The 16,964-nt window shown below is 65.1% G+C and carries 15 protein-coding genes and 1 pseudogene; 6 read left to right on the top strand and 10 right to left on the bottom strand.

Annotation, left to right across the window (positions count from 1 at the left end):
* From A5692_RS29805 to A5692_RS10010, 4 genes and pseudogenes are all read right to left on the bottom strand, one after another.
* Positions 1–501: pseudogene (locus tag A5692_RS29805) on the bottom strand (cytochrome P450); the annotation flags it as partial.
* Positions 502–568: 67 nt separating this feature from the next.
* Positions 569–775, bottom strand: coding sequence for a hypothetical protein (locus A5692_RS29000; protein ID WP_156766006.1), 207 nt, complete (start codon positions 773–775; stop codon positions 569–571).
* A gap of 153 nt (positions 776–928) precedes the next feature.
* Positions 929–1,708, bottom strand: a complete 780-nt coding sequence (locus tag A5692_RS10015) for an alpha/beta hydrolase (RefSeq protein ID WP_068055111.1) — start codon at positions 1,706–1,708, stop codon at positions 929–931.
* 3 nt (positions 1,709–1,711) lie between these two features.
* Entirely contained in the window at positions 1,712–2,863 is a 1,152-nt protein-coding gene (locus A5692_RS10010) for an amidohydrolase family protein (protein ID WP_067925892.1), read from the bottom strand.
* A 163-nt stretch (positions 2,864–3,026) separates the two neighbouring features.
* On the opposite strand from A5692_RS10010, the gene A5692_RS10005 reads away from it, so the two are divergent.
* Complete coding sequence (locus tag A5692_RS10005; RefSeq protein ID WP_067925894.1) at positions 3,027–3,773, top strand: maleylpyruvate isomerase N-terminal domain-containing protein; 747 nt, start codon at positions 3,027–3,029, stop codon at positions 3,771–3,773.
* A gap of 21 nt (positions 3,774–3,794) precedes the next feature.
* Positions 3,795–5,048, top strand: a complete 1,254-nt coding sequence (locus A5692_RS10000) for a CaiB/BaiF CoA-transferase family protein (protein ID WP_068055109.1) — start codon at positions 3,795–3,797, stop codon at positions 5,046–5,048.
* On the opposite strand, the gene A5692_RS09995 is transcribed toward A5692_RS10000, so the two are convergent.
* Entirely contained in the window at positions 5,041–7,377 is a 2,337-nt protein-coding gene (locus A5692_RS09995; RefSeq protein ID WP_068055105.1) for a CaiB/BaiF CoA-transferase family protein, read from the bottom strand. The genes A5692_RS10000 and A5692_RS09995 overlap by 8 nt on opposite strands.
* A 132-nt stretch (positions 7,378–7,509) precedes the next feature.
* Here A5692_RS09995 and A5692_RS09990 point away from each other — a divergent pair, with 132 nt between their 5' ends.
* From A5692_RS09990 to A5692_RS09980, 3 genes are read left to right on the top strand one after another with little or no spacing between them, the layout of a single operon-like run.
* A complete protein-coding gene (locus A5692_RS09990; protein WP_067926122.1) occupies positions 7,510–8,973 on the top strand; it encodes an aldehyde dehydrogenase in 1,464 nt (487 codons plus the stop codon).
* A 27-nt stretch (positions 8,974–9,000) separates the two neighbouring features.
* On the top strand, positions 9,001–9,852 hold the full coding sequence (locus tag A5692_RS09985; protein WP_067926124.1) for a mycofactocin-coupled SDR family oxidoreductase: 852 nt from the start codon (positions 9,001–9,003) through the stop codon (positions 9,850–9,852).
* Positions 9,853–9,870: 18 nt separating this feature from the next.
* The gene (locus A5692_RS09980) at positions 9,871–11,115 is read left to right on the top strand and encodes a cytochrome P450 (RefSeq protein ID WP_067925904.1); all 1,245 of its coding nucleotides are present in this window, start codon (positions 9,871–9,873) and stop codon (positions 11,113–11,115) included.
* 3 nt (positions 11,116–11,118) lie between these two features.
* Here the strand turns inward: A5692_RS09980 and A5692_RS09975 are convergent, their stop codons facing one another.
* From A5692_RS09975 to A5692_RS09960, 4 genes are read right to left on the bottom strand one after another with little or no spacing between them, the layout of a single operon-like run.
* Positions 11,119–11,886: an SDR family NAD(P)-dependent oxidoreductase gene (locus A5692_RS09975; protein ID WP_067925908.1), complete on the bottom strand. Its 768-nt coding sequence runs from the start codon at positions 11,884–11,886 to the stop codon at positions 11,119–11,121.
* Between the two features lie 2 nt (positions 11,887–11,888).
* A complete protein-coding gene (locus tag A5692_RS09970) occupies positions 11,889–13,322 on the bottom strand; it encodes a class I adenylate-forming enzyme family protein (protein WP_067925911.1) in 1,434 nt (477 codons plus the stop codon).
* 6 nt (positions 13,323–13,328) lie between these two features.
* Positions 13,329–14,126: an enoyl-CoA hydratase/isomerase family protein gene (locus A5692_RS09965; RefSeq protein ID WP_067925914.1), complete on the bottom strand. Its 798-nt coding sequence runs from the start codon at positions 14,124–14,126 to the stop codon at positions 13,329–13,331.
* Between the two features lie 10 nt (positions 14,127–14,136).
* Entirely contained in the window at positions 14,137–15,135 is a 999-nt protein-coding gene (locus tag A5692_RS09960; protein ID WP_068055102.1) for a nitronate monooxygenase family protein, read from the bottom strand.
* A gap of 104 nt (positions 15,136–15,239) precedes the next feature.
* Between A5692_RS09960 and A5692_RS09955 the strand changes: the two genes are divergently transcribed.
* On the top strand, positions 15,240–15,848 hold the full coding sequence (locus tag A5692_RS09955) for a TetR/AcrR family transcriptional regulator (protein WP_067926127.1): 609 nt from the start codon (positions 15,240–15,242) through the stop codon (positions 15,846–15,848).
* Here the strand turns inward: A5692_RS09955 and A5692_RS09950 are convergent.
* The gene (locus tag A5692_RS09950) at positions 15,845–16,963 is read right to left on the bottom strand and encodes an acyl-CoA dehydrogenase family protein (protein WP_067926130.1); all 1,119 of its coding nucleotides are present in this window, start codon (positions 16,961–16,963) and stop codon (positions 15,845–15,847) included. The genes A5692_RS09955 and A5692_RS09950 overlap by 4 nt on opposite strands.
* Position 16,964: the final 1 nt, after the last annotated feature.

Raw genomic sequence — 16,964 nt, 5'->3', positions numbered from 1 at the left:
CAGGACCACAAGAAGTGGCGGCGCCTGCTCGACCCGATGTTCGCGCCGAAGCAAGTTGCGCGCCTGGAGGCGCAGGTGCGCGACCTGGCACGGGAACTCATCGACGGCTTCGCGCCCACTGGCAAGGCGGAACTGTACGAGGATTTCTGCACACCATTGCCGTGCCTGATCTTTCTGCGCCTCCAGGCGCGCAACTTGCTTCGGCGCGAACATCGGGTCGAGCAGGCGCCGCCACTTCTTGTGGTCCTCGCCGTCGATCTCCAACGGGATCAGCCGCGCATCGTGCCCGAAGCTGCCGCCCTTGCCGCCGTTGCCGAGCACGGCTGGATGGCGGTTGATACGCAGGATGTCCTGGTGGCGGTACAGGTGCAGCGCCCCGTCGATGTGTTCGGCGCGGACGTTTCCGGCCTTGTCGTGATACACCCTCTGCGGCTCCGCCAAACTCTTCACGACCTGCGAGAGGCCTGAAACGCGCGGGTCATACCGCGCGGCTTGGGTCATCATTTCTCACCGTCCACATATGAACCTTACCCTGTAACGTGACGTATACCGCAACGCCATAGCTGACTCAATTATTTATCTGATTTAGGGCGAGCTCTCCAGTGTGTCGAGCTCTTCCATCGCGATGGCGAAACGGGTGGCGCCGATGAGCCAGGAACGCGTCCTCGAGGTGGGGAAGCTCGTCGGCACCGTTTTTTTGTAGTTCGTCGAGGTACAGCGACAGCAGATCTCGCTCGGACGCGAGGCGATCCGCCGGGTCCATCGCACCGGTCATGAAGTAAGTGACATCCCAGATGTATTACCCTCGGCCCATCGCCTGAATATCACAGAAGCCGAGGCGGCCTTCGGTGTCCCGGGACGTGTTGCCCAGGTGGGCATCGCCGTGCACGAACGCAGTCGGTAGCGCAGCGCCGACATCGACGGGCTGTCACGTCGCCGATTCCCCATCCGCCGGTAGATGCTCGGTAGCCGTTGATGCAGATGAAAACGCCAGTTGCACAAGGACATGCGCCAGCTCCGCTGGATGCGTGATCATCGCTTCGTGTCCGGCATCGACCTCGACCACCTCGTCGACACCGCCGAGGTTGCCGATGAAGCTCCGTTGCTTGGCTGGCGGCAACGCGCGGTCGCGGCGGGTCAGTACCCAGCTCCTGCGCACCGATTCGGGCAGCGCCACCACCGACGGCTGAGTCACAAGTGCCGCGCTTTCCGGCACGATGTTCACCATGACCGCCGCGCGTTGTTCCCGCGTGGCCGCATTGGCGAAGACGTGGCGCACCAGCCAAGGCGGAGACCGGATCACCGGTGACCGGTTCACTATCCGCCGCACGACCTGCCGGAATCCGAACGCCAGTGAGTCAATGACACATTCGCCGTTGCGCGGCACACAGCACGCTACGAAGATCACGTGCCGCACCCGGCCCCCGCCCAGGCGGTCCACCACACCGGCCAGGACTACACCGGCCAGTGAGTGCCCCACGAGCACCACCGTTCCGTCGCAGCGCGAGCTGATCTGCTCTGCCACCGAGCTGACACAGTCCTCGATCGTCAGAGTAGTCAGATCCCCTGGGACATGCCGTCTTCCGGGAAGATCAACGACCACGCTCTCGATGTTCGGCCGAAGAGCCGCAATCGCGATCAGGGTGTCGCGCCAGCAGCGGCCGGTATGTGCGCCGCCGTGAACTAAGACGAGCCGGGCGGCGGTCATCTGTCAGACGGGTGATCCGGCGTATGCGTCGGCCAATTCCTGCGAGATCGGGAAGCGGAATAGCTTTTCGGCGTTCTTGTGCGTCATCAGGTCGATTTCGTCCTGGGGGATGCCGTCGAACACTTGCTTCGCCGATAGCTGGGTCTTCGGGAACGGCGTGTCGGCGTGCGGATAGTCCGACTCCCACAGGATCCGATCGACGCGGAAGTCGTGCCGGTATTTGATGCCGACGGGCTCCTCGATCATGCAGAAGTACATACTGCGCCCCGCGACCTCGGAGGGCTTGATGTGAGCATCGGGGAGGTGGCTCCAGTACTGGTGGCGCTCCCACTGCCGGTCCGCACGCTCGATCGCCGCCGGAATCCAGCCGATACCCCCTTCGGACCAAACAACTTTGGCGTCGGGGTACTTGCGCAGCAACGGACTGACCATCAGGTTGACCGATGAACGGGCGGCGTTGGCGAAGGCCGCGGCGATCTCGGTCATCGGGTTGAGTCCTTCCAACGTCACCTGAGCACCGCCCGACCCGATGTGCATACAGATCGGAGTCTCGTCGGCCTGCGCGGCGGCGAACAGAGGCTCCCAGTAGCCGGCGTGGAAGTTGGGCAATCCGACGACCTGGGGGTCTTCGATGAAGCAGATGGCCTTGCTGCCGAGCCCAACGCAGCGCTCATGCTCCTTGACCGCGAGGTCGACGTCCCACACCGGCAGGATGTGCATCGGCACGAAGACATCGGGGGCGGCGCCGCACCACTCCTCGAGCATGAAGTCGTTCCACGCCTGGACGCAGACGAGCGCGAGTTCCTTGTCCTCGAAGGTGGCGAACTTACGGCCGCCGAACCCCGGCAGCGTCGGGAACGAGACCGACGCGAAGATGCCATTTGATAACAGATCCTTGCGCCGTTCTTCGGGGTTGTAGCACCCGGGGATCATGTCCTCGAACCGGGCGGGCTCCATGCCCCACTCCTCGCGCGGCTTGCCCGCGACGGCGTTGAGCCCCATCGTGATTTCCATGCCGCCCTCCCACTGCCACATCTGGCGGCCATCGACCTCGACGACGTGGGGCGCGCGATCCTTGAACTTCGACGGCACCCGGTCGGACCACACGTGCGCCGGTTCGACGATGTGGTCGTCGACGCTGAACAATGTGAACACAGGGCCTCACCTCTTCTGTCCCGGAAAACGCCACGGCATCCTTCGGACATGATGGCACTGCGCCGCGGTGATTTGGGGGGCGCTGACCCGGAACGCCGTTTGCGCTTGAACCGGTTGCCTCGCCCTTCCGACGCCGCGGTCGACTCCAATACGCTGCGAGATCATGCGCTCCGACACCTCACCCGCGGGTGCGAGGGATCTCTCCGCGATCTGGCGCGCGACCAGCGACCGCATCACCGAAATCGTCCGGACACTGCCGGATACTGCGGCGTCCACGCCGGTGCCAACGGTGCCCGGAATCGCGGTCCGCGACGTCATCGCGCACTTGATCGACACCGCGCGCCTCGCCGGGGACGACCCCGCAGGGGTCGCACGGGAAAGTGTTGCCTTGCCGGCACCCGGTGCCGCCGGCGGCGCGACGCTCGCCGAACTCGTGGCCGGGTGGGAAAAGGCCGCCGCCCCGCTCGACGCGTCTGTCGCCACCGATGCGGGCCTCGCGTCGTTGTTGATCACCATCGCGGTGATGAGCGAGCACGACTTGCGCAGTGCCCTCGGGGCGCCCGGTGCGCGCGACGACATTGCCGTCAAAGTCGCGCTCGACGAACTGTCGGGCCGCTTCTCGGACCGGGTCGCCGCGGCTGGGCTGCCGCCGCTGCGAGTGACAGTCGAACAATGGGGAACGATCGCAGGCGACGGCCGGGCGATCGCGTGTGTGGTCGCCGACCGCTTCGAGTTCGTGCGGGCGATGTCCGGTCGCCGGTCCGCGGATGAAATTGGCCGGTGGAATTGGGGGGTCGAGCCGAACACCTACCTGTCGGTGATATCCGAGGTGGGACTGCCCGTGAACGAAATTCGCGAACGCGACCCGCGAATCCCCGAGCACATGCGCGACCGCGAGTTTGTGCTGTAACCGACCAGGAAGGGTCACGACATGGGATTGCTCAGCGGTGTCAGGGTGCTCGAATCCGCCCAGCTGTTCAATGGCGACACGCTCGGCGCCCTCCTCGGCGACCTCGGCGCCGACGTCATCAAGATCGAAAGTCCCTTCCGCGGTGACTATCTGCGCGACATGCTCGGTCAGATCGCACCGCACAACAGCCCCGCCCACATGCAGATCAACAAGAACAAGCGCAGCGTGGCGCTCGATCTGCGCAAAGATGCGGGCCGCGAGGTGTTCTGGAAGTTGTTGGCGACCGCCGACGTCTTCGTCGACGGCAACGCCGCCGATGCCATGACCAAGCTCGGCGTCGGATACGAGGCGCAACGGGCCCGCCGCCCCGCGATCGTCTACTGCCAATACAGCGGATACGGCGCGACCGGACCGTACGCCACGATTCCCACCCACGGCCAGATGATGAACGCGGCGGCGGGCGGGACGCCGATGGAGATGGGCGACGACGGCCTGGTGCATCCCTACCGAGGCCCGCAGTCCTTCAACGGAATCGCCTCCGGCGGGGAGGGGACGGCGGCCGGTGCTACGTTCGCCGCCTATCACGTCGCCGCGGCGCTGTTCCAACGTGAGCGCAGCGGCGAGGGCTGCTACATCGACGTTTCGGGATCCGAGGCCGTCATTTCCTCGGCATGGATCGCCGCGACATATATCCTCAACGACGAACGGATTGCCGACCGACGCTCGCTGCCCGCCCCACAGGATCCCGCGGGTACGTCCTCTGCTAAGTATCAGTTCTACCGCACCTCGGATGACCGCTACGTCCTGTTCTGCTGCATCGAGCCGAAATTCTGGGAGAACTTCTGCAAGCTCGCCGAACGCCCCGACCTCATCAGCGAATCCGACAGCGGTCCCGTCGATTTCGCGGTCTCCGGCGATCCCAGTCAGACGCTGCGCCGCGAGATTCAAAAGATCATCGAAAGCCGTACCCAGGCCGAGTGGACCCGGCTGGCCGCCGAACACGACCTGGCGATCGGCCCCGCCCTACAAGAGGACGAACTCCGCAGCGATGCGCAACTGAGCGCCCGAGGAGCATTCACCGATGCGGTACATCCGGTCGCAGGGCCCTTCACACACGTCACACTGCCCGCGCTGGTCAACGGAAAGCGCTCGACGGAGATCCGCCACCACGCACCCGCGCTCGGTGAGCAGACCGCAGAGATTCTCGGTGAGATCGGGTTGACCGACAACGAGATCGGCGTCTTGCGCGACGCCGGGGTCATTGGCACTACCTGATCGAACCGCGCCCCCGCAGTTCGGCGATCTTCTCCGCGCTGTAGCCATGCTCGAGGAGCACCGCTTCGGTGTCCGCGCCGAGCTCGGGGGCAAGGCGGTGCGGTGGCGTCATCGCGCCGGTCACCCGCACCATGACCGCCGCCTCCCGCACGAATCGCCCACTACGGTCCTGCACCTGCGCAATCCGGCCGATCGCCTGGTTGACCGGATCACGGTGGAACGCCTCGTTATTCGTAGCAGCCCTGGGGATCATCGCCGCCACGCCCGCTGACCGAAGCAGTCGCAGCCACTCCTCGCTATCGCGCGTCAGGAACACGTCGGACAGCATGTCCGACAGATCGTAGCTGTTCTCCGAACGAAGCTCGGGCGTCGCAAAGCGCGGATCGTCGAGAATGGTGACCGCCAAAGCCGATTCGAACAGGCGGATCTCGGCGTCGCTGATCGCCACGACGCACAGCCAGCCGCCGCGGGTCTCGTAAAGCTTGTCGAGGGGACCTATTCCGGTCTGTAAGGGATCGAGACGCTCAGCCCCGAGGACGGTTCCGTCGGCCCGCCGGACAATGTGTGCTGCGTGCGTCATGGTGGCGTTCAATTGCGGGTTCTCGACGTAACAGCCGCCCCCACCACGGGTTTGATGCAGCAGCGCCATGAGGATCCCCACTGCGCCGGTGAGGCCGTTGCCGGGATCTTCATTACCGATGGGCCACATCGGCGGATTGAATTGACCGCCCACCTCGTACCCGATGCCCACATATCCGGACATCAGCGGCGCGAAGGACTGCCGCATCGAGTCGGGGCCCGTGCTCCCCCATCCAGGCGCGTACAGATAAATCGCGTCCGAATTGAGTTGCCGCACATCGCCGTAACCCAGGCCGACGCGATCCGCGGCACCGGGACGCATGTTGTGCATAACGACATCTGCCCACCTGATCAGGCTTTCCCTCGCAGATTGCAGATCCGGGTCCTTGAGGTTCAGTGAGATCGCGCGCTTACCCGCTGAAGCGGATCTGAACGGGCGTTGGATTCCGCGTAGCTGGTCACCCAGCGTGGTCTCGAGCTTGATCACGTCCGCGCCGAGGTCGGCCAGTAGCCGGGAGCTGAAGGGGCCCGCGTAGTAAGCGCCCGCGTCCAGGATGCGCAGACCTTGCAGCAGGCACGCCTCGCCACCGTCGCCTTCTTCCCCAGACGTGTCTTCGTGGTTCGAAAGCACTGCCGGCCAATGGTCGTCGTGCTGCCCGACCGTCGGGGCCCCGAAGGTCGGGCGGTACTCAAGTCCGCTGAACCTGATCGCGGGCGCCACCTGTTCGAGCGGTCCCAACACCGGGTCTTCGATGCGGCTGACCATGTCGTTGTGGCGCACCTGAGGCTCATCGAAGATCTGCCCCGGATGCAGTTCCGGAATGGCGGCTACGTCGGCGTCGAGCAGCCGCTTGAGCCAGACGTCCCTCGGCTGGGATTCGAATAGTGCCGGAATTTCCGCCGCAACGATGTCGCGTTCGTCTTCGTTGAGCGGGAAGCGCATATCCGAGCCGTCCTCGGCAACCGGAATCCGGTCGTCGAGTCCCAGTTCCCGGATCAAGCGGCCGAAAGCACCGACGGCGCCGGTGTGGATGCCGATGTACTCATCATCGGCGCACCGAAACGACCGGGAAATCAACCGGATACTGCCCGGCATGACCGGCGGCGCGGCGTTGGCGTCGTCGGCGTCACCCCACATCATGCCCAGATAGCTCAGAGCGCCGTCGACGAGCGACGTCTGCACCAGCCTGCCGCGATTGTCCTCGGCGCGGCGGTAGAGCGCCGCGAGCGAACCGATGACGGCGAGATATGCGGCGCCGATACTCGCAAACGGCAGGCCTTCATAAATCGGTGCGGGTCGCGCGCCGACCTGCTCGGCGGTGACCCCGACATACGACTGGACGACGGCTTCGTGGCCGGGCACCTCGGCGAGCGTGCCGTCCTCGCCGAAGCCCGATATCGATGCGTAGACCAGCCGCGGATGCCCCTCGTGCAGCGTGGCCCAGTCGACCCCGAGCCGTTCGGCGACCCCGGGGCGCCAGCTGGTGAGGAAGATGTCGGCGGATGTCAGCAGCCGGGACAACCCCTCGCGGCCCTCGACCGTTTTCAGGTCCAGCTGAACGCTGCGCTTACCTCGGTTGAAGACGGCGTACTCCGTCGCAAGTGCGCGTCGGAACGGATCGCCGCCCGGCGGCTCGACCCACCAAACCTCGGCGCCGTAGTCGGCGAGCAGGCCGGTAGCGCGGGGTCCCGCAAGCCCCCGTGAGCAGTCGATGACCCTGAACCCTTCGAGCGGCCCGCCCACGTGCATACCTCCATCAACGGCAAGTTCTTGACTGCCAATGTAGGAAGCGGCCGGGCGCTTGCGAACCGTTCGGACACGCAAACGCCGCTTTCACTCGATCCATTGCCCCGCGGTCCTGGCCCACGAAAAATGACCAGCGTGCAGCGGACATTGCCAGACAGCCTTCCGCAGCCCCGACTCATCGTCGGTTCTGACGAACTGACGACAAGCGGCGGCGGCAGCTACGAGCACCATTACCCGGGGACCGGCGAGGTTCAGGCCGTCGTTCCGCTGGCGGGTACGGACGACGTCGACGCGGCCGTCGCGGCCGCCCGCGCAGCATTCCCCGGTTGGCGCGGTCTGGATCTCAATGGCCGTCGCGACATTCTGCAGGAGATCGCGCGGCGGTTGGTCGCTGACAGTGAGCGTTTCGCGGCCATCGCGACCCTCGAGATTGGCACACCGAACATGTTGGCCGGGATCGCCGCGCAGATGGCGGCGGACTGGTTCGACTACTACGCGGGCTGGATCGGTAAATCCGGCGGTGAGGTCGTGGCCGTACCTGCGGGCGGGGCCTTCGACTACGTCCTTGACGAACCGATCGGCGTGATCGGCGCCATCATCCCGTGGAACGGCCCACTTGTGGCGATGGGGATGAAGGTCGCCCCCGCGTTGGCAGCGGGCAACTGCGTGGTGCTCAAGCCGCCCGAGAACGCTCCCTTCAGTGCGCTGCGCTTCGCCGAGATCGCCGCGTCGGCGGGGCTGCCGGCGGGTGTTCTCAACGTGATCCCCGGTGACGGCACTGCGGGTGCCGCGCTATGCGCGCACCCAGGCGTCGACAAGATCACCTTTACCGGCGGCGGTGAAACCGCCCGGAAGGTGTTGACCGCCGCGGCCCAGGCGCTCACTCCGGTCGTTCTGGAACTGGGCGGGAAGTCGGCCAACATCGTCTTTCCCGACGCGGATCTGGACGCGGCAGCGCAGATGGCGGTCGGGGCCGGGCTGATGACGTTGTCGGGTCAGGGCTGCATGCTGCCCACCCGATTGCTGGTGCACGGCGACGTGTACGACGACATGGTTGCCCGAGTCGTCGCGGGCGCGGAGACGCTCAGCGTCGGCGATCCGTGGGATCCGACCACCCTGATGGGACCATTGGCCACCGCAGCTCAACTCGAACGAGTTACTGCGGCAGTCGATTCCGCGATCGCCGGCAAGGCCGGCAAGCTGCTCGGAGGTGGCGCACGGCCGGCGGCCCTGGATAAGGGATACTTCTACCGGCCGACCGTGTTCGGCGACGTCGATCCCTCGAGCGACTTGGCCCAAAAGGAAATCTTTGGCCCGGTGCTGAGCGTCCTGCGGTTCGACACCGACGATGAGGCCATCGAACTGGCCAACAACACCCCGTACGGCTTGGCGGCGTACGTACACACGCGCGACCTGCGGCGCGCCCATGTCATCGCCGGCGCACTCGATGCGGGTGGCGTTGCGGTCAACGGCTTTCCGATCGTGCCGAGCAGCGCCCCGTTCGGCGGCGTCAAGCAGAGCGGGTTCGGCCGCGAAGGCGGGATCTGGGGTCTGCGCGAGTTTCAACGCACCAAGAACGTCTATATCGGTCTGCAGTAAGAACTTACAGAAGGGGTGAACGCCGCGATGGGCAGGGTTCAGGACAAAGTCGTCTTCATCACCGGCGCAGGCGTCGGGCAGGGACGCTCGCACGCTGTCGCGTTGGCGAAAGAAGGCGCCGACATCGTCGCGGTGGATGTCTGCCATCAGGTCAGCGACAGGGTGCAATACTCCTACGCGACGGAAGCCGATCTCGACGAGACGCGAAAGCTGGTCGAGAACACCGGACGTCGCTGCCTGACAGTCGTCGCCGACGTGCGGGACAGCACGGCGATGAAAGATGCTGCTGCGCGGGCGGTCCGCGAGTTCGACCACATCGACGCCGTCTGCGCAAATGCCGGCGTCTGCACGTTCCACAAGGAAGGTTCCCTGAGCATCACCGAGGACGTATACGACCTCATCGTCGACACCAATCTGAAAGGTGTGTGGAACACAATCCAGGCGACCGCACCTCGCCTGATCGAGGCGGGTGGCGGATCGATCGTCATCACCAGTTCCGCAGCCGGAATCCGCGGACAGGTGCCCTACGCGCACTATGTGGCCGCCAAGCATGGAGTGGTCGGGCTGATGAAAGCGTTCGCCAATGAGCTTGCGCCTCATCGCATCAGAGTCAACACGATCCACCCAACCGGCGTGCTCACCGCCATGGGCGGAGACCCCAGCGCATTCGAATGCGCCGAACCGCAGCCGCTGTTCATTCAGGGTGCCGCGAACGTCCTGCCGGATCTCGATGCGCCTGCCGGTCACCCTTATTCGCCCATTCCTGTTCTTGCCGCGGAAGAGATCTCCAAGACGGTGCTGTTCCTGTTATCCGATGATGCGCGTTACATCACAGGTGTCCAGCTGCCCGTCGACGCGGGAAACGTCAACAAGCCCTAGACCGCAAAGAGGTAACAGATGACGATGTTCGATGACCGCACGATCACGGACTTCGACCACCACTCCCCGGAGTATGCGGAGAACTCGCGGTCGATCAACGCGAGTCTGCGCGCGCAGTGCCCCGTCGCGCATACCGATGCCCACGGCGGCTTCTACGTCATCAGCCGGTACGAGGATGTCGTCGCCGCGGCGAAGGACGACGAAACCTTCGCGTCGGGCCATGAGGTGAACGGGATCGGCCCGCTCGGCGTCACCATCCCTCCGTCACCGGTCCCGATGTTCCCGATCGAGATGGACGCGCCGGACTACCTGCCCTATCGCAGGCTCCTCAACCCGCTCTTCTCGCCCGCCGCCAGCAAGGCTTGGGAACCGCGCGTTGAGAAGTGGATCGACATCTGCCTGGACCAAGTCATCGAAACGGGCTCCTTCGACATCGTCGACGACCTCGCGAACCCGGTTCCATCGCTATTCACCTGCGAGTTCCTCGGCCTGCCCGTTGAACATTGGCGCGACTACGCCGAAGTGCAGCACGAGATCATCTACACGCCGCCCGAGGAGCAGGAACAGGTGCTCGTTCGGTACCTGGAAGTGATCGGTCGAGTGTTCGGCATGATCACCGAGCGTCGAGCCAAGCCCGAGAAGGACGGCCTCATCAGCACACTGGTCACCACCGAGATCGACGGTGAGCCAGTTCCCGACGAGATGGTGCTGTCGATGGTCAACCTTGTGATGGCCGGCGGGTTCGACACCACCACCGCGGTCACCGCCAATGCGCTCATCTACCTGGCGGATAATCCCCAAGCACGTCAGCAGCTGATCGACAACCCCGACATGATCCCGCAGGCATGCGAGGAATTCCTCCGGTATTTCACACCGCAGCAGGGCCTGGCGCGCACCGTCACGAAGCCGGTGACCGTCGGTGACGTGGAGCTCAAGCCCAACGACAGGGTCCTGCTGAGTTGGGCATCGGCAAACCAGGACGAATCGGCCTTCGACAATCCAGACGAGGTAGTTCTGGATCGATTTCCCAACCGGCACACCACATTTGGCATCGGAATCCATCGCTGCCTGGGTTCACATATCGCACGCATCGAGTTGGCCACCATGGTGCGCAGGGTGCTGGCGCGCATGCCCGACTACAAGGTGAACCATGATGGTGCCCGTCGCTATCCGAGCATCGGCGTGATCAACGGGTGGATCAACGTGCCCGCGACCTTCACGCCGGGCGAACGGCTGAGCAACGAGCGTCTGCCCGGCGCCTGAGCACTACTTCGCGGTGAATCCGCCGTCGAACGGAATCACGGCGCCGGTCAGCGCTCTACCGTTGGGCCCGACGAGCACCAGCAGGAATTGCGCGACTTCACCAACATTGGCAAGACGGTCCAACAGCGGTCCGCCGGAGAGGCTTACGGCGTCGCGTAGTTGCGCGAGCTGCTCGTCGGTGAGGTTGCCGTACTCGACCGGCTCCATTCCACCGGGGCACACACAGTTCGCGCGAATACCGTACGCCGCGTAGTCGACCGCAGTGGTCCTCGTCATCGAGACCAGGCCGCCCTTGGCGGCTGCGTAGGCGGCACTGCCCTTGAAGCCCACCAACGCCACCATGGAACCGACATTGACGACGGCACCGTCGCGGCGTTGCATCATCGACGGCAGCACCGCCCGGGTGAATAGAAAGGGGCCAGTGAGATCGACGGCCAGGAAGCTGTCCCACTCGTCGAGCGGCGTCTCGTGCAGCGGATGGGGCGCCGCGTGCAGTCCGGCGTTGTTGATCAAAATGTCGACGCCGCCGAACGCTTGGATCGATTGCGCGGCAGCGCGGTTCGCGGTGTCGGGCTTGGCCACGTCACCGGCCACGACCAGCACGCGCCCACCGTTCACTTCGATGACACCGGCGACCTCCTCGAGCTTCTCCGCACGTCTGCCGACCAGTGTGACCGCAGCGCCTTCCCGCGCGAACAGCGTCGCGGTCGCCGCCCCGAGTCCTGTTCCTGCACCGGTGATCACGGCCACCTTGCCGTCAAGCTGTCCCACGTTCAGCTGCCACCTTTCAACTGACCTCGGACGACCTTTCCCATCGGGTTGCGTGGCAGCCGGGTGATGACGAACTCGTCCGGAACCTTGCTGTGAGACAGCACCTCACGGGCTTGCAGACGCACCTGGGCGATGTCCACGGTGCCCCCTGGCGCCGTCTCGACGTATGCGACGATGCGTTGGCCCAGCCTCTCGTCGTCCTCCCCGACCACGGCAACGTCGCGCACTCCAGGCAGCTGGCCGAGCACGCTCTCGAGCTCGGCCGCGTTGACGTTCACCCCGCCGCGGACGATCACATCGGCGGTGCGTCCGTTCACGTGCACCGCCCCATCGGCATCTACCCAGCCGTAATCCCCTGTACGGAGACACCTTTCAGCGCCCGGCCGGGGTGCGAACCCGTCCGGCGTCCACGTGCCCGCGGCCGGCAGGTACATGTTGGCCCAGGCTCCACTTACGGCGGCGGACACCGTCAGTGCGCCCTGCTGACCAACGACCAACCGGCGGCCATGCTCGTCGCACGCGTGGACCGCGAGGTGTGGCAGTGGCTTGCCGGCTGAGCCCGCGGCATGCGGTACCTCGGGGTCCTCGATGCATACGACTCCCGGCGCTTCGGTCATGCCGTAGGAGCCGATGAGCCGACGACCGAACTTCGATTCGAAAGCACTGCGCAGCGGTTCCGAGAGTCCCGCGGCCCCCGTCCCTGCCACCCGCAGTGAGGCCAGCATGTCCGCGGTGATCTCGTCGTCGTGGACCAGGTCGTAAATAGTTGCCGGAACGAGCGCGTTCACCATGGTCAGCTTACGGTCGCGGCACGCGTAGGCGACGCCACGCGCGTTCATTCGCTCGACCGCCACGCAGGTGGCTTGGGCGAACAGCGCGGGCAGCGCGCCAACGGCGATCAGATTGTGGATGCTCATCGGAAGGACGACGCCGATCCTGTCGTCCGCACGCAACTGGGCTTCAGCCAGCACCGCGGCGAGGAGGGACACTGCTGACCGGCTGTGCACGAACGCCTTTGGTGTGCCGGTGGTTCCGCTGGTGAAGCCAATCGCGCACGGCACCGAGGGATCGGGAGGTGGGGCGTCGAACGTGTCGTCGGCCGCCAGCGACGGCAGGTCCTGCTCGGTGATCGTCAGCGTGGGCGTGACGAGCGCGCGCTGCCGTTGACGTTCGGCCTCAGGAGCGGCGGGGTTGACACCTACCCAGATCGCGCCCGTCATCGCGCACGCGAGGTAAACCTCCACCGAAGCAACCGAATTCGGCAGCATCACCGCGACACGATCTCCCAGGTCCACCCCGAGCCGAGCCAGACCGGCCGCCATCTGTTGGACCGAGGTTGCGAGCTCTTGGTAACTCATCGATCGCCGAGAGTCCTCCAGCGCAACGCCGCGTGGGTCGGGCCGGTCCAGGAGCGCAAGGAAGTCGGGCGCCGTCATCGTTGGCTAATCGGTCTTCCAGTTCGGCGCTCTTTTCTCGGCGAACGCACGGAACCCTTCGGTGAAATCCGGGTGGTGCCATTGGGTTTTGACCAAACCGAAGCCATACTCGACGGCCTGCGAGTAGGGCATCTCGAGCGAAGCCCAGACCGCCTGCTGCGACAGTGACACTGCGTGCGGCGAGTTGAGGGTGATGTCGTGGGCGATCTGCCGCGCGGTCGCAAGCAGTTCCCCCGGCTCGGTCAGCTCATCTACCAGCCCGAGATCGTATGCGCGTTGGGCAGAGAGCCGGAAGGCTCTGCCCTGCAGGGTCATTCGCAACGCGGTGCCCAGTGGCAACCGTTTAGCCAACCCCACGTTTTCAGGACCACCGACCATCCCGACATTGACGTGGCTGTCCAGAAAGACCGCGTTCGTGGAGGCGACGATGATGTCCGCGTCGACGACAAAATGCAGTCCGGCGCCCACCGCCATGCCGTTCACCGCGCACACCGTGGGCTTCCAGACGTTGTTGTGGCGCGATGTCAGTCCGACGTCTTCGCTCATTCGTCCGAGTCCCACGCCGACACCGCCGCGCTGGTTGACGCCGTTCAGATCGGCACCGGTGCAGAAGTGTCGTTCACCGGCCCCGGTGATCAGCACGCAACGGATGGCGGGATCCTCTGCGATATGCCGCCACGCCTGCTGAAACCACTTCAGGATTGCCGGTGTTAGGGCGTTGCCATGGTCGGGCCGATTCAGTGTGATGTGGGCGATGTGGTCCGCAACGTGGAACAAGACCTCACCTTCGGGTGGCGCATCCATCGTGCTCCTCTCAGGCCAGCGCTTCGTCGACCAGTCGCGCGACGTCAGCCATATCGGGGGTTCTGCATGCCGCGATGTACTCACGCCGTAGCCGGGCGACAAGCTCTGCGACCGTAGGGATGTCGTCGATGAGGTCGATACCCTGCCCCGCCGACCAAAGGTTCTTCCAGGGCTTCACACCGTCGGGTAGGTGTGTGTGATTGATCTTGCCCGCTACGGCAGGCTTGGGAAGAGCGGACGGGTCGAGCCCCACCGTGGTCATCGATTCCGTCATCCAGTTGGCCCCCACTCCGGCGATGTCTGGGGTGTACAGCAGGTCCGTGGACGAGGCGCGCAAGATCATGGCCTTGTACTCGTCCGCGGCCATCGACTCCCTGGTGGCGATGAAACGCGTACCGAGATACGACAAGTCAGCACCGAGGATCTCTGCGGCGCGAATCACCGCGCCATTGGAGACCGCGCCAGCCATCACGATGACGCCGTCGAACATGCTTCTTATCTTGGGAATCAGCACGAGGTGGCTGATCGTCCCGGAATGCCCGCCTCCGCCGGCGCCGATGCAGGTCAGTCCGTCGACGCCACCCGCGATCGCCTTCTCCGCGAATCGAATCGTCGTCACGTCGTGGAAGATCACTCGGCCCATGTCATGCACCCGTCGCGCGAGCGTCGCGGGATTGCCGGTCGCCGAGATGATGATCTCGACGCCGTAGCGCTCGCACACGCCCAGATTCTCGGCCAGCTCGTCCTCATCGAGGAACGTCGCGAGGTTGACCGCCAGCGGCCCGACCCGCGCTGTCGGATTCGTTTCCGAATAAACGTCGAGTTCCTCGCGGATGGCGCGCAACCAGGCGTCGAAAACCTCGATCCCGCGTGCATTCTGCCTCGGCAGCGCGCCGACGATGCCCGCCTTGCACGCTTCGGTGACCAACTGCGGGCCCGATACCAGAAACATGGGTGCGCAGATCGCGGGCAGCGTCAGATTCTGCCGTAACCGGTGGTCGAGGGCCATGACGTCACGTTATCGCCGGAAAAAGCCCCTCAGCCAGTGCCGTAGCTGAAAACGGGACTTCGGGTGGCTACCCTGTAGCCAAGAATGGCGATCGGAGAATGACGATGGCGTCGGCCACCGTGACCACACAGAAGGCTCAGGACGAACGCAGCAGACTGCTGACGGCGGCGATGGAGGTGCTCCAGCGCAGCGGCTGGTGGGGGTTCAAAGTCGAAAGCGTGCTTCGGCAGGCGAAGCTCTCGACGCGAAGCTTCTACCGGTATTTCGACAAGAAGAGCGACCTGTTGCTCGCGCTGCTCGAATACGAAGTCGGTGGGGCGGCCATTCACCTGCGCCGAGTTGCCGACGCAGCGAGTACCCCGCCGGAGAAGGTCCGCGCATGGTTGGCCGCGACCATCGACATGGCGTACCTGGAAGACCTAGCGAAGCCGTCGTCGCTGTTCGCGTCGCATTGGCGGGAGCTGCTGCCCGAGTATCCCGACGAACTCGAGCGCGTCACCGAGCGCCTGATCGCACCGCTGGCCGAGGCCATTCGGGCAGGCAAGGACGGCGGCGACTTTCACTCAGACGACCCCATCGCCGATGCGAAGGCGATCTATTTTTTGGTCGCAGGCATGACCGCCGACCAGGCTGCCGCGGGCGGCCCCATTCCCCGCGAAGAGTTGGAGCATATCGTGATGCCGTTCATCAGCCGCGCCCTCGGCATGCATTAGATTCCGACCAGCGCCGCCAGCCGTTCGCGTTGCCATGCCGGGTCGCCGAAGAGGATCTCCGACGTCTTGGCACGCTTGAAGTACAGGTGGGCGGGATGTTCCCAGGTGAAGCCGATCCCACCGTGGATTTGGATGTTCTCCCCCGCGACACGGGTATAGGCCGCCGAGCAGTGTGCCTTGGCCAGCGCCGCGGCTACTAACGCCTCGTCGTTGCCGTCATCGAGAACACCGGCCGCGTAGTAGGCCGCCGATCGGGCCGATTCCACGTCCACGAGCATGTCGGCGCACTTGTGCTTGATGGCCTGGAAACTTCCTATCGGCCTGCCGAACTGGATGCGGACCTTCGCATACTCAACCGCCATGTCCAGGCAGCGCTGGGCTCCGCCAACCTGTTCGGCGGCCACTAAGATCGCCGCGATCGCCATGGCCCGCTCGAACACGGCCTCACCGTCGGCGTCGCCGGCCAACGGGCGAGCCGGAGCGGAGGCGAGCTCGACGCGTGCCTGGGGCCGCGTCATGTCCAGCGTGCTCAGCGCCGTGACAGTCACCTCCGGTGAGTTTGCCTCCACTACGTAGAGATTGACAGTGCCGAGCGGCGACCGCGCCGAGGTGATCAATATATCGGCGTGCTGTCCGTCGACGACGTACATCTTTACGCCTGTCAATCGGACCCCGCCGCCAACGCCTGCCTCCGCAGTCACCTCCGCCGCGGATGCACCCCAGCTTCCGGACTGCTCGGCGATGGCCAATGTCCCGATGCAATCGCCCGACGCCAACCCCGGAAGGTACTGGGTCTTGAGTTCGTCGTCCTCGGAAAGCATGACCGCGCCTGCCGCCGCCACAGTCGACACCAACGGCGCGACCAGCAGCGCCGCGCCGGCGCGCTCTGCGACCAGCGCGAAATCGAGGAATCGGAAACCACCGCCACCGTATGCCTCCGGCACGATCAGACCCGGGAGGCCCAGTTGCCCGGCCATCTGTGACCACACCGCCGGATCCGCTGCGCCGCCTTCGGCCATCAGGCGCCGCACCTCGGTTTCTGGCGAGCGCTTGTCGAAGAACGCCGCGGCGGCGCCGGTCAACTCGTGTTGTTCCTCGGTAAGCGTGAAACTCATC

Source organism: Mycobacterium sp. E342 (genome assembly GCF_001667665.1).
In the GTDB taxonomy this organism is placed as follows: Bacteria; Actinomycetota; Actinomycetes; order Mycobacteriales; family Mycobacteriaceae; genus Mycobacterium.
The sequence above is the reverse complement of the archived record's forward strand: the minus strand, read 5'-3'. Positions and strand labels throughout refer to the sequence as shown.